Here is a 13,077-nt window from a genome sequence, read left to right as displayed (position 1 = left end):
CGAGTAGCAAATCGTTCACGATTCGGATATATAGTTTGCGTAGTGAACTTTCTATACTGCGAACACTCAACGAGGAGATGAATCTTGGCAGCCACAAGAGCGGAACGTATGCCTTCGGGGCAACCACTGCCCACCTATGACGACCTGTTGAGGGCGGAGCCATCGGGTTCGTCCTGGGACTATTTCGGTCGCGACGACCAGCTCGGCACAGTGAACTTTCTGACGCCGGAGGTGCGTAAGCGCGCGGCTGGCCTCATCCGTGCCGGACGCACGATCAACCTCGACTACACGCTCAGCGAGTTCGACCCGTTCCCGTCCGGCACGCGCCCACCGAACCAGCATCACCTTTTCTCCAACAACCCCTATCACTTCGACGACTGGCTCGATTCCTTCTATCTGCAGGGCACGACCCAGATCGACGCGTTGCGTCACATCGGGTATCCGGGGGCGGGGTGGTACGGCGGTCGCAGCAGGGAGGACATCGACACGAACAACCCGACCCTTGGCATCCAGAAGTGGGCAGAGGTCGGGATCGTGGGGCGAGGAGTGCTGCTCGATGTCGAAAGATACTTCGCCTCGATCGGCAGGCCGATCGACCAGTCCGTGGTCACGGAGATCACTGTTGACGATCTCGAGGCGACGGCCACGGCCCAGGGCGTTTCCTTTGAAGCCGGGGACATCCTGATCTTGAGGACCGGATGGGCGGACTACTGCCGCCAGCACATGGACGAAGACAGCCGTAAGGCCTTCAAGAACGGCATGAAGGTGCCCGGACTCGAATCGAGCCGAGCCATCGTGGCCTGGATCTGGAACCATCACTTCTCCATGGTGGCCGCGGACAACCTCGGTATTGAAGCGTTCCCATACACGCCGAACAACGATGTGACGCAGCCGAACCAGGCGCCTCCGGAGAAGAGCGTCGACCACAATGGTGGCCTGCACCGCCCGCTGCTGCCATTGCTTGGCCTCGCCATCGGCGAGATGTTCGCGGTGGAGGAATTGGCGCGCGACTGTGCCGAGGACGGCGTCTACGAGTTCTTCTTCAGTGCGAAGCCGCTCAACCTGATGGGCGGGGTCGGTTCGCCTGCGAACGCCATGGCCATCAAGTAGACCTTCAGGCCGCGCAGGCTGGCCGCCGGGCTCTTCGGCAGCCAGCCTTTCTGTCGTGCCGTCGAACGTGTTCGGATTGTGATCACGGAAGTTGCATCCCGGTCTTGTTTTTCCGTGGGCGTTCCCGTTATTGTTCACATAACGATCTTTGATGTCGCATAACGAACATGTTACGGCCGGTATCGACTCCCCAGCGGAAGAGGCGCGAATCTCAAAAATCGAAAAAACTAAATAAATGAAACAGAAGGACCGTGCGCGAAAATATTCGATCTCGATCGGAAGAGCGCAATCGTGCACGGGCCGTTCGCATAACGACCAGAATGTGCTGCACCTTCGCAGCGACTAATGCCGGGCTTCCGGCACGAAAGGACCAAGAGTGACAAAGACGTCTAGCTTGAAAAAGCTGCTCATCTCGGTGAGCATCGTTGCCATCGGCGGCCTGCTCGGGGGATGCGCGGGTGGAGGCGATCCAGCGCCTGCCCCAAAGTCCAGTGACGGCAAGGCGGCCCTTCCGACGGGGCCGGTCGAGTTGACCTTCGTCGGCTACGGCGGAGCTGGGCAGCAGGCCCAGATCGACTCCTGGCAGGTTCCGTACACTGCTGACCACCCGAACGTGACCTTCCTCAACACCTCGCCCGCGAGCGTCGCCACCGTGAAGGCCCAGGTTCTGGCCGGCAATGTGCAGTGGGATGTCGTGAACGTCGCCCCCGCTGCTGCAGAGGAGAACTGCGGCACCCTGTTCGAGAAGCTGATCATTCCGGAGCTCGACGCGAAGGACTTCCCGGAGGGCACGATCGGCGAATGCTACATCGGTAACTTCACCAACTCCCCGATCGTTGCATACAGCAACAAGGCGTTCCCCGACCCCGACAAGGCTCCGAAGACCCTGGCTGACTTCTTCGATACGAAGAAGTTCCCCGGCAAGCGTGGGGTTGTGGCGACGCTTCAGGACGGCATGATGGAGTACCCACTGCTGGCCGACGGCGTCAAGCCTGATGACCTGTACCCGCTTGATGTCGAAAGGGCACTCGACAAGTGGGACACGATCCGTGACGAGACGATCTTCGCGCCGAACGTTGGAGTTCTGCAGCAGGACGTGGCCAACAACCAGGTGAGCATGTACATCCTGGTGGCATCCCGCCAGCTGGCCCTGCTCAACGCCAACGTCGAGATCACGCCGATCTGGGACGTGACGCTTGCTGCACTGAACTCGTTCGCGGTGCCGAAGGGCAGCAAGAAGCTGGCGAGCGCCGAGGACTTCATCCGCGCATCGGTTCAGCCCGGACCGTCGGCCAAGGTCGCTGAACTCGCGGGTGTTGCGCCGATCAACCTGAAGAGCGAGCCGAACTTCGGAGAGCACGCGGCCACGGTGAATCCGTTCGGCGACGTCAATACCGGCAAGATCGTCAGCCAGAACGTGAAGTGGTACGCGAAGTACAACAACGAGTACAACGCAAAGCTGACCACCTGGCTCAACGGCTAGACATCGGCATCACAACTACAGGTGCGCCCCGGAGAAATTCTTCGGGGCGCACCTGTTGGGTGGTTCAGGCGTGCACGGTCGAGAGCTCGACGGCCTGGCGCAGGGCCTCGACCATGCTGCGGGTGTCGACTCGACCCGTCCCCGCGATGTCGAAGGCTGTGCCGTGGTCGACGGACGTGCGGATCACGGGAAGTCCGACCGTGATGTTGACGCCGGCCTCGATGCCGAGAACCTTCACTGGGCCGTGGCCCTGGTCGTGGTACATCGCAACGATGAGGTCGTAGTCGCCGCGGCCCGCGAGGAAGAATGCGGTGTCTGCGGGGAGCGGGCCGACCGCATCCACGCCATCTGCGACCACCGCGCGCACGGCCGGAGCGATCTTCTCCTCTTCTTCTCCGTAGCCGAACAGCCCGTTTTCGCCCGCGTGTGGATTGATAGCGCAGACTCCGATTCGTGGCCGGGCGATACCAGCCCGTCGGAGGGCCTCGTCTCCGCGGCGGATGGTGCGTTCGACCAGGCCTGGCTCGATGGCGGCGATCGCGTCGATCAGCCCGATATGGGTCGTCACGTGGATGACGCGCAGCTTGGGGGTCGACAGCATCATCGACACCTCCTTCACGCCCATGAGCGACGCGAGCATCTCGGTGTGCCCCGGATAGAGATGGCCAGCGAGGTGGAGCGCCTCTTTGTTGAGGGGAGCGGTGCAGATCGCCTGCACCGTGCCCTCCAGCGCCAGCTCACAGGCGACGCGCACGTACTGATACGCGGCATCCCCGGCGATCGGAGACAGTTCGCCCCAGGGAAGGTCGACTGGCAACAACCCGAGGTCGATGACCTCGATGCGATCCTTTGTGCCCTGGGCTTCATCGTGCACCGTGTCGACACTGACGACCTGTACGTCTCGTCCGGTGATGGCCACCGCGGCGCGCAGCCGGGCTGCATCACCGACCACCACGGGGCGACAGAGCGCCAGGATCTCGGGGTCGGTCACTGCGGCCGCGCAGATCTCTGGTCCAACCCCCGCTCCATCGCCCATCGTCACCGCGACTACCGGTCGCCGCTTTGCTTCGGTCACATCGACTCCTTATATATGTAGGTCTTGACTGCTTCTGAATGTTGGTCTCAGGTACGCCACGATGTCGCGCAGGCTGTTCGCGGTGCCGAAGCTCCCGGGGCGGGTCACCACGGAGCACCCGCTCGCCGTGCGACTCAGCACGACGCCGTCGGCCAGTTCCCGCTCCGGGTACATCGTCGTCACCCTGGCGGCATCCAGCACCCTGCGCGCGGTCTCGCCGCCCGTGAGCACCAGGTCGACTGCTCCGAGCTCGGGAAGCTCGCGCAGACTCGAGGCAAGGACCGCGACGTCGTCCCGATGCCACTGCGCCGTGCGATCCGTGTAGACGACAACGACACCGCCACGGAGGCCATCGGAAATCCTGCTCACGAGGTCCGCGGAGAAGCCTGGCTGCGCCAGCTGCTCCGGCGAGATCGCGATGGCGGATGCGCCGGCGTCGATGAGGATCCTGAGCTGCTCCGAGATCGTTGCCGCGACCGTGCCGACCACGGCGAGGACTGCGGGCGGCTGAGTCCGAGCGGTGTGCGTTGCTTTGGCCTCGGCTGGTTGGAGTCGACGGCCGACGGCCCGCGCGATCGCACCGGTACCCATGATGCCGACCTGCCCAATTCGGGACGTCAGGCGAAGAGCGGCGTCTGCGACCGCGTCGAGGTCGGTCTGCTCCTCGGCATCGCAGACCGGCACCGTGCCCGTGGTCAGGGCGTCAAGCAGGTGCTCATCGAGTGACCCGTTCCGGACCGTCGTGAGGGAAATGACCCTCGTAGGAATACCGTCGAGAAGCTGGGGGATGCTGGTGGGCGGTGGCGTCTTCTCGGCACCCCACGTATCCGTGCGCTGCAGGGGCACACCATCGAGGTGAACGACGCCCCCGGTGACCGTGCGGCGCATCGAGGGAAGGGCGAAGCTCGCGATCGGCGTGATGCCCCGGTCGCGCAGTGCCGCCGTCTCGTCGGCGACACGTCCACGAAGCAGCGAGTCCACTTTCTTGATGATGAGACGCGCACGAGGTCTTGCGAAGACGGCGGCGCGCACGGCCGCGCGCGCATCCGATGCGGTGGCGTAGCGGGAATCGGTGTCGATCACGAGAACTGTCGTCTGAGCGCCATGTGTCTCGCCGTGCTCGAGACGAAGTTCGCTCGGGATCCCTGAGGCGGCCGTGAGCGCTGCGGCAGATTCCGCGGCTCCTGCGAGGTCATCCGCAATGACCAAGATGTCCTGGGGACCGAGAGCGGTGCTATCTTCTGTAGTCATCCCGCCTCCGTCAATTCGAACCGTAAGTTCGAATGGTGAAGCGACTGCGCTTCATTCGAACTTTATTCCCTATTGTCTGATAATTTAGGGTTCTAATTGTATTGCTATATGAACATAAATGTCGCATTGTGAACAGAAGGTCAGCAGAGAATGACTAGAGTCGCCGCCGATGAGGCCAACACGGGTGACATTCAGGCCGTAGCCCGCGTTGGTCAGATCTTCTCCTTGTTCACCCCGCGAGTGACGGAACTGACCGCGGGCGAAGTCGCGAGCCTCCTGGGGCTCAACCGGACGACCGCCTATCGCTATTGCATCTCCCTCGTCGCGGCCGGGTTCCTGGAGCCGGGGAGTCGTCGTGGGTCGTTCGTGCTCGGTGGGCTCATGCTGCAATTGGGCATTCTCGCGCTCGGCCGTCGACGGATCGTCGAACTCGCTCCGCCCCATCTTGCCGGCCTTTCCGCGGTCTCTCACACCACTGCGCTTCTTAGCCTGTGGGGTGCGAACGGCCCCGTCGTGACGAGGGTGGAGGAGAACGCTGAGCGTAACGTGCTGGTGACCGTGAGGGTGGGGGTGCAACTGGACCTCAGCGCTGCCCAGATGAGGGTCTTCCTGGCGTGGCATCCCGACCCGACGACGATCGAGCGTGCCACGAAGGGGCTCAGCGCGGCGGAGCGGGCGGCGCTCGATCGGGAGCTCGAGAAGATTCGCAAGACGGGCATTTGCATCGTGGATGAGATCGATGGCCTTGTGGGTGCAGCCGCTCCCGTCTTCGACGAATACGGCATCTGTGCGACGGTCGCTCTCCTCGGCACGGATCGAATGACGGACTTCACACCGAACTCGTCGACGATGGCTGCTCTGAAGGCGACCGCAGAGACACTCAGCGCCCTGGTCGGGGGCTCGGAGAAGAGTCGAAAGAATTTCTGATCCAGAGGAGACCATGGATGTTTGATCTCACGGGCCGCGTCGCTCTCATCACCGGCGGGAACGGCGGTATCGGCCTCGGCATGGCGCGCGGCCTCGCTGGGGCCGGAGCGACCGTGGCGATAGTGGGTCGGGACGCCGCCAAGAATGCCAGAGCGGTGGCAGAACTCGGCGCCGGCTGCATCGCCATCAGCGCCGATCTCACCGAGCCGGGCCGAGCGGATGCGGTTGTCGCCGAGGTCGTCGAGAAGACCGGTCGGCTCGATATCCTGGTGAACAACGCCGGGACGAATATCCGCGCCACCCCCGACGTCATCACCGATGAGCAGTGGGCGACCGTGATGGACACGAACCTCACCTCCGCCGTGCGCATGAGCAGGGCCGCGTACCCCCATCTCGTCGCGTCGACGCATGGACGCGTGATCTCGACCGGCTCCATGATGTCGCAGTTCGCGATCGAGTTCTCGCCCGCATATGGTGCGAGCAAGGGCGGCATCGTGCAGTACACGCGCAACCTCGCCGTAGCGTGGGGCAAGCACGGCATCACCGCGAACGCACTCCTGCCCGGTTGGGTCGAGACCGATCTGACCCGGCCGAACATGGCGAGTCTTAACGAGAAGGTGATGCCCAGGACTCCGCTCAAGAGGTGGGGCAGTCCCGACGACTTCGCCGGCATCGCGGTCTTTCTCGCGAGCGATGCAAGTTCCTTTCTCACCGGGGCAGCGATCCCGGTGGATGGCGGTTTTTCGATCCAGGGATAGCCGCCGGCCCACGACCCACCGAGATCCAGAAGGAGACCAGACATGTCCGAGAACCCGAGAGAGTCCGTCGCGGCCCGAACCGGCCTGCTCGCAAACAAGACGGTATTGGTCGTCGGCGCAAGTGCGGGCATAGGGGCGGATGCCGCGCGCGTGTTCGCGAAGGAGGGTGCTAGGCTCATGCTCATTGCGCGCAGTGCCGGCCCGCTGCAGGAGATCGTGGACGAGCTCACTTCGGCCGGGCACGAGGTTGACGCGGTCACCGGCGATGCGAGCGTCGCCGAGGACGCAACGCGGTTCGTGGATGCCACGCTGGCACGATTCGGACGGCTCGACGGCGCGCTCAACAACGCCGGGATCACCTCTGGAGGTCGACTCGACGATATCTCCGAACGCGAGTTCGATGAGCTCATGGCCATCAACGTGAAGGGCGTCTGGCTGTGCCTTCGCGAGGAGTTGCGGGCGATGCGGGAGGTGGGTGCCGGGTCGATCGTCAATATGAGCAGTGTGAGCGGCTTCCGAGGCAGCACGGGCCTCGGCGGCTACCAGGCGACCAAGCACGCCGTGATCGGCATGACGCGCACCGCTGCACATGACAACGGGCCTCTGGGCATCCGCGTGAACACGATCGCCCCTGGCCCCATCGAGACGCCGATGATGGCAACCGCACGTGAGACGATCCCCGGCGGCGTCGAGGGGCGGATCGCCGCGACTCCGCTGCGCAAGATCGGCACGGGTCGTGAGGTCGGCGAGGCTGCGGCCTGGCTGCTGAGTGACCGCGCAAGCCATGTCAGCGGCGTCGTGCTCCCCGTAGACGGCGGCTACAGCGCCTAGTGAAGTCGTTCCGCGAGGCTCCCGGCGTGCGCGTGCTCGAGGATCTCGAGGAGAAGCTCCTTCGTCGCCGGGATCGGCGCGATCCCGACCAGGCGCGCGGCACCGATGGCGAGTTCCGCGAACCGCGGGAGCTGGTCCCTGGAGACCCCGATCTCCGCGAGGGATGCCGGCACGCCGATCGACCGATTGATGCGCAGCAGTGCCGAGATCGCGTCGTTCGCGCGCTGCCCTGGGTCGTCCACGCTGGATCCGAGCGCTGCACCGATATCCGCAATCCGTTGCTGCGCGGCGGTGTCGTCGAGGCAGGCATCGAGAACGTAGGGCAGCATGAGGCCGGTGCCGAGCCCGTGCGCGGTGTGGGTGCTCGCCCCGATGGGATACTGCAGCGCGTGTGAGAGGTGGGTGCCTGTGGCACTGAACGACATGCCCGCCAGCAGGCTGCCGAGGGCGACCTCCTGCCGCGCTTCACGGTTCTCGGGCTCGGCGACTGCGACCGTCAGCCACGCGCCGAGCTTTTCTGCCGCCCGCAACGCGAGCACATCGGAGAACGCGTTGCTTCCGGTGAAGACGGGCAGAACGCCGTTCCACGCCAGAGCCAGCGTTCTCGCCGTGTACGACTCGGCGGCGTGCACCAGCGCATCGATGCCGGAAAACGCCGTGACGCTGGCCGGGGCGCCGAAGGTGAAGTCCGGATCGACCACAGCGGCCACGGGGATCAGGTGCGGGCTCGAGATGCCGACCTTGAGTTCGCGCTCGGGGTCGGACACCACGGCGACGGGCGTGACCTCTGATCCGGTGCCCGCTGTCGTCGGAACCGCGACCACCGGGAGCGTCGGGGCAGGCACCGCGTTCTCGCCGTAGTAGCGGCTCAGCGGGCCGCCGTGCGTGAGGAGCAGGGCGATGAGTTTGGCGGCGTCGAGCGCGCTTCCGCCGCCGATCGCGAGGATCACCTCGGGCGAGAACGCACGCACCGACTCCGCCGCCGTGTCGAGAGAGTCGGCGGGCAGCTCTGCTCTGATGTCGCTGTAGATCTCAAGCGCGAGCCCGGCGGACTCGATGGCCAGCCGCGTCTCGGTGAACAGCGGAGTGCCACGCAGAAATGGGTCCGCGACGACAAGCACCCGCCTGCCATGTATCGCCAGCAGGTGCAGAAGTTGCGCGCGTGTGCCATATCCGAAGTGGACGGCAGGGGGCAGTCGCAGGGTTCCGACGGGCGTCATGGGAGCAACGTCACAGGGCTTGCAGGATGATCGCGGAACCCTGCCCACCGCCTCCGCAGATTCCCGCAGCGCCGACCGAGCCGGATCCGGCGGCAGTGAGACGTCGCGCGAGATGACCCACGATGCGAGTCCCTGAAGCACCGATCGGGTGCCCGAGGGCGATGGCACCGCCGTGCGCGTTCACGATCGCGGGGTCGACCCCGAGCAGTTCGGTGGAGTGCACGCCGACCGCCGCGAAGGCCTCGTTGATCTCGACGGCCGCGAGCTCGGCTGCGCTGCGACCGATTGTGGCCAGAGCCGCAGTGATCGCGTTCGCAGGCTGGGCGTGGAGGGAGACATCCGGGCCGGCGACGAGCGCGTGGCCGAGGATCCTCGCGAGGGGCGTGATGCCCTCCTCCAGCGCAGTGGCCTCGGTCATGATCACGACGGCCGCTGCGCCGTCCGAGATCTGCGATGAGTTGCCCGCGGTGAGACTGCCGTTCGGCGTGAACGCGGGCCTGAGCTTCCCGAGGGACTCGACGGTCGTGTCGGTCCGCAGCCCGTCATCCGTGTCGACGACGGTGTCGCCACGGCGTCCGTGCACGGTGTACGGCGCGATCTCGCCCGCGAGGAACTCCGTCGATTCCGCGAGGCGACGGTGCGATGCCGCGGCGAACTCGTCCTGTGCCTGGCGGCTGATCGCGAGGGGCTCGCCGTAGGCATCCGTCGACGCGCCCATGGAGCGCTTCTCGAACGCGTCGGAGAGTCCGTCGTGCTCCATCGTGTCGATCAGCTCCATCGCTCCGTAGCGCACGCCGGTGCGGGAGCGCGGCAGGATGTGCGGGGCCAGCGACATGGACTCCTGGCCCACCGCGACCACGATCCTGGCCTCGCCGCTCGTGACGAGCCGCGTGGCGGTGGCGACCGCCTCGATGCCGGAGAGGCAGACCACGTTGAGGGTGACCGCGGGAACGGAGAGCGGGATGCCCGCCCCCACCGCAGACTGCCGCGCGGGGTTCTGGCCCGCGCCGGCCTGCAGCACCTGACCCGCGACGACCTGGTCGACCGCGTCCGCCGAGATGCTGGCGCGCTCGAGAGCCGCGGCGATGGCGTGCGCTCCGAGTTCTGTGGCCGTGACCGTACCGAAAGCACCGAGGTAGCGGACAAAGGGCGTGCGAGCGAAGCTCGCGATAACTGCGGTCATGATGCCGATCCTAAGGCGAAGGACTCGTCGAGGTCGGCGCGGAAGATCGCATCCGTCGCCTCGCGAACCTCCTCGACCGTGTGACCGGGCGACACCGCGCGCAGCACGAGCCCGTCATCCGTGACATCGAACACGGCGAGGTCGGTGACGATGCGATCGACCACCCCGCGGCCGGTGAGCGGAAGGGTGCACTCGCTCACGATCTTGGATGCGCCGTCTTTCGAACGGTGATCGGTGAGCACGATGATGCGGGGCGAGCCGGCGACGAGATCCATCGCGCCGCCCATGCCCTTGACGAGTTTTCCCGGAATGGTCCAATTCGCGAGGTCACCGCTCGCAGAGACCTGCATCGCCCCGAGGATCGCGAGGCCCACATGTCCACCGCGGATCATCCCGAACGAGGTGGCCGAGTCGAAGAAGCTGCCGCCGGGGAGCAGCGTCACGGTCTGCTTGCCCGCGTTGATGAGGTCGGCATCCTCTTCTCCTTCGAAGGGGAATGGTCCCATGCCGAGGAGCCCGTTCTCACTCTGCAAAGTCACGGAGACCCCGGGCTTCAGGTGGTTGGCGACCAGGGTCGGGATCCCGATGCCCAGGTTCACGTACTGGCCGTCCGTGATCTCGGCTGCGGCGATCGCGGCCATGTCATCGCGTGTCCAGGCCATGTCATTCTCCTTTCGCGAGCGGCGTGCCGTCCGCCGCGACGCGGGGTCGCACGGTGCGCTGCTCGATGTCTTTGACGCGGGGGACCGCCTCGACGAGTCCCTGAACGAAGATGCCCGGAGTGACGATGATGTCCGGGTCGATGAAGCGGTCGGTGAGTATGTGTTCTGCCTCGGCGACGGTCATCTTGCTTGCCGTGGCGATCACCGGGTTGAAGTTGCGGGCCGTGTGCCGGTAGATGAGGTTGCCTGCCTCGTCGGCCGTGTGAGCGTGCACGAGGGCCAGGTCGGCGACGATGCCGCGCTCAAGCACGTATTCCTCGCCGTCGAAGACCTCGGTGGGTTTGCCCTCCGCGATGACCGTGCCGACGCCGGTCTTCGTGTAGAAGCCCGCGATGCCTGCGCCTCCAGCGCGAAGCCGTTCCGCCAGGGTGCCCTGCGGCACGAACTCGATCTCGAGCTTGCCCTGCAGGTACTGCTCGGCGAAGAGCTTGTTCTCTCCGACGTAGGAGGCGACGACCTTGCTCACCTGGTTGTTCTCCAGCAGCAGCCCGAGTCCCTTGCCGTCGACGCCCATGTTGTTCGAGACGATGGTGAGGTCGCGGACTCCGGTGTCGCGCAGGGCCTCGATGAGGTCGGTCGGATTGCCGCTCAGGCCGAAGCCTCCGACGGCGACGATCGCCCCGTCCTTCACCACGCCAGCGAGCGCCTCTGCTGCCGTGTCCCACAATCTGGGCATGAATGCTCCTTTGCAATCCGTGAACGGGTCCCTTTCTGACACTAGATTCGCCGCGGGATGCTGTCAATGCCGCGGCGGGCACGCGGGCATCGCACACCCACCGCATGGTTCTCGTTTACAAGCCGTCTCACATTGTGGGATTATTGCGTCATGGCGGATGTTCATGGCACCCAGGTGGTGCGTCGCGTCGGAGCGATCCTGCGCGCGGTCGGGAGTCGAGGGGTCGAGGGCGTCACTGCCGCAGATCTCGCCACGGAGGTGGGACTCTCGCGCTCCACCGTGCACCGCCTGCTCACGGCGCTCGCCGCAGAGGGATTCCTCGATCACGAGGGTTCGCGCTGGCGCACCGGACCGGAGCTGTATTTGCTCGGCGCCGCGTCGTCCCCCCGTTACAACGTGCGCGGGGTCGCGCTTCCCACCGTGCTCGAGCTCGCGGAGCTCAGCGGCGAGAGCGCCTTCTTCTCCGCCAGGCGCGGCACGGAGTCCATCTGCCTCATCCGAGAAGACGGCAGCTTTCCCGTGCGCTCCTTCGTGCTGCACGAGGGGGTGCGCTTTCCGCTTGGGGTCGCCTCGGCGGGGCTCGCGCTCCTGGCGTTCGAGGCAGACGAGTGGATCGACGAGTACCTGGCCTCCGCGGAGCTCGAGACACGCTTCGGAGAGTCGCACTCGGCATCCGAGGTCCGTGAGCGCATCCGGGCCACTCGCGAGACCGGCTATGCCGTGAACCCCGGACTGATCGTGGAGGGCAGCTGGGGCATGGGCGCCGCAGTGTTCGACGCGGATGGCGAACCGCAGTGGGCGCTGAGCCTCAACGGCATTGAGTCCCGCTTTCGCCCGGAGCGCCAGGAGGAACTCGGACGGATGCTCGTGGAGCACGCCCACGCGCTCTCCCGCGAGCTCATCAACTGGCACTCCTGAGGGCCGCGCCCGGGTCGTCCCGCCGGTCGAGTAGCGCGCGACGAAGCTGTGGGTTGAGTAGGTCGCTCCGCGACCGTATCGAAACCAGCTCGCGTATCGTGACCCACCGCGCGGAAACAGTCACCCGCGCCGCTAATGACGGAGGAATTGCAACACGCCGTCCGAATCCGCCCGCTCATCTCGGCGTGTCGCAATTCCTTCGTAATCAGCGTCGAATGCCCCAACGCTCTGCTCGCCGCTCTACACTTTCCGCCATGACTTCAGTCACCGCAGACATGACGATCTCACTCGACGGCTTCGTCGCCGGGCCCCGGCAGAGCCTCGAGCATCCGATGGGGGAGGGAACTGAGCGCCTCCATCGCTGGCAGTTCGAGCAGCCAGAGGAGAACGCCGCCGAGATTGCCGCGATCGTCGAGGCCGGCGCGTTCATCATGGGCCGCAACATGTTCGGTCCGATTCGCGGCGAGTGGAGCGGTGACTGGCGCGGCTGGTGGGGCGACACCCCGCCATACCACGCACCCGTCTTCGTGCTCACGCACTATCCGCGCGAACCTCTGGTCATGGAGGGCGGCACCACCTTCCACTTCGTGACGGATGGCGTGGAGTCCGCCACGGAGCAGGCTCGCGCCGTCGCTGGCGATGCCACGATCTCGGTCGGTGGCGGAGCGGACACCATGCGCCAGTTCCTGAACGCAGGCCTCATCGATGAACTGCGCCTGCACACCTCGCCGATCCTCCTTCACGAGGGCGAGCGTCTCTTCGACGGTGTGGGCGACCTCACACTTGAGCCCATAACGGTCAGGAGCAACCCGCTCGTCACCCACACCACCTATCGCGTCACCTACCCGGCCTGACGCGCCCCGCTGGTCGAGGAGCGAGGCACGAGCGCGTTGCGACGCACAGCGCTCTTTCTTGCCCGCCCG

At 65.5% G+C, this 13,077-nt stretch carries 13 protein-coding genes; 7 read left to right on the top strand and 6 right to left on the bottom strand.

Going from position 1 to position 13,077, the window contains the following annotated elements; genetic code table 11:
* The first annotated feature begins 84 nt into the window (after nt 1–84).
* Both ABUA28_RS02950 and ABUA28_RS02945 read left to right on the top strand, forming a co-directional pair.
* Complete coding sequence (locus tag ABUA28_RS02950) at nt 85–1,110, top strand: cyclase family protein (RefSeq protein WP_349902444.1); 1,026 nt, start codon at nt 85–87, stop codon at nt 1,108–1,110.
* Between the two features lie 376 nt (nt 1,111–1,486).
* The gene (locus ABUA28_RS02945) at nt 1,487–2,593 is read left to right on the top strand and encodes an extracellular solute-binding protein (RefSeq protein WP_349902443.1); all 1,107 of its coding nucleotides are present in this window, start codon (nt 1,487–1,489) and stop codon (nt 2,591–2,593) included.
* 64 nt (nt 2,594–2,657) lie between these two features.
* Here ABUA28_RS02945 and pdxA read toward each other — a convergent pair whose 3' ends face one another.
* On the bottom strand, nt 2,658–3,668 hold the full coding sequence (gene pdxA, locus ABUA28_RS02940; protein WP_349902442.1) for a 4-hydroxythreonine-4-phosphate dehydrogenase PdxA: 1,011 nt from the start codon (nt 3,666–3,668) through the stop codon (nt 2,658–2,660).
* A 9-nt stretch (nt 3,669–3,677) separates the two neighbouring features.
* Nucleotides 3,678–4,919 carry a four-carbon acid sugar kinase family protein gene (locus tag ABUA28_RS02935; protein ID WP_349902441.1) on the bottom strand — a complete coding sequence of 414 codons (1,242 nt, stop codon included), beginning with the start codon at nt 4,917–4,919 and terminating at the stop codon, nt 3,678–3,680.
* 150 nt (nt 4,920–5,069) lie between these two features.
* Between ABUA28_RS02935 and ABUA28_RS02930 the strand changes: the two genes are divergently transcribed.
* The 3 genes from ABUA28_RS02930 to ABUA28_RS02920 are packed head-to-tail and all read left to right on the top strand — an operon-like array spanning nt 5,070 to nt 7,435.
* Nucleotides 5,070–5,846, top strand: a complete 777-nt coding sequence (locus tag ABUA28_RS02930; protein ID WP_349902440.1) for an IclR family transcriptional regulator — start codon at nt 5,070–5,072, stop codon at nt 5,844–5,846.
* Nucleotides 5,847–5,863: 17 nt separating this feature from the next.
* Nucleotides 5,864–6,604, top strand: coding sequence for an SDR family NAD(P)-dependent oxidoreductase (locus ABUA28_RS02925; protein WP_349902439.1), 741 nt, complete (start codon nt 5,864–5,866; stop codon nt 6,602–6,604).
* Nucleotides 6,605–6,646: 42 nt separating this feature from the next.
* Nucleotides 6,647–7,435, top strand: a complete 789-nt coding sequence (locus ABUA28_RS02920; protein WP_349902438.1) for an SDR family NAD(P)-dependent oxidoreductase — start codon at nt 6,647–6,649, stop codon at nt 7,433–7,435.
* Here the strand turns inward: ABUA28_RS02920 and ABUA28_RS02915 are convergent.
* From ABUA28_RS02915 to ABUA28_RS02900, 4 genes are read right to left on the bottom strand one after another with little or no spacing between them, the layout of a single operon-like run.
* Nucleotides 7,432–8,655: an iron-containing alcohol dehydrogenase gene (locus ABUA28_RS02915; protein ID WP_349902437.1), complete on the bottom strand. Its 1,224-nt coding sequence runs from the start codon at nt 8,653–8,655 to the stop codon at nt 7,432–7,434. The two genes, ABUA28_RS02920 and ABUA28_RS02915, sit on opposite strands and share 4 nt — an antisense overlap.
* A gap of 10 nt (nt 8,656–8,665) precedes the next feature.
* On the bottom strand, nt 8,666–9,838 hold the full coding sequence (locus tag ABUA28_RS02910) for an acetyl-CoA C-acyltransferase (protein WP_349902436.1): 1,173 nt from the start codon (nt 9,836–9,838) through the stop codon (nt 8,666–8,668).
* Nucleotides 9,835–10,500: a CoA transferase subunit B gene (locus ABUA28_RS02905; RefSeq protein WP_349902435.1), complete on the bottom strand. Its 666-nt coding sequence runs from the start codon at nt 10,498–10,500 to the stop codon at nt 9,835–9,837. The genes ABUA28_RS02910 and ABUA28_RS02905 overlap by 4 nt, the downstream gene beginning before the upstream one ends.
* A gap of 1 nt (nt 10,501) precedes the next feature.
* Nucleotides 10,502–11,236 carry a CoA transferase subunit A gene (locus ABUA28_RS02900; protein WP_349902434.1) on the bottom strand — a complete coding sequence of 245 codons (735 nt, stop codon included), beginning with the start codon at nt 11,234–11,236 and terminating at the stop codon, nt 10,502–10,504.
* A gap of 150 nt (nt 11,237–11,386) precedes the next feature.
* On the opposite strand from ABUA28_RS02900, the gene ABUA28_RS02895 reads away from it, so the two are divergent.
* Both ABUA28_RS02895 and ABUA28_RS02890 read left to right on the top strand, forming a co-directional pair.
* Nucleotides 11,387–12,154: an IclR family transcriptional regulator gene (locus ABUA28_RS02895; RefSeq protein WP_349902433.1), complete on the top strand. Its 768-nt coding sequence runs from the start codon at nt 11,387–11,389 to the stop codon at nt 12,152–12,154.
* Between the two features lie 254 nt (nt 12,155–12,408).
* A complete protein-coding gene (locus ABUA28_RS02890) occupies nt 12,409–13,008 on the top strand; it encodes a dihydrofolate reductase family protein (protein ID WP_349902432.1) in 600 nt (199 codons plus the stop codon).
* The last annotated feature ends 69 nt before the right edge of the window (nt 13,009–13,077 follow it).

It is taken from the genome of Parafrigoribacterium humi (assembly GCF_040227205.1).
Lineage (GTDB): Bacteria > Actinomycetota > Actinomycetes > Actinomycetales > Microbacteriaceae > Parafrigoribacterium_A > Parafrigoribacterium_A humi.
The sequence above is the reverse complement of the archived record's forward strand: the minus strand, read 5'-3'. Positions and strand labels throughout refer to the sequence as shown.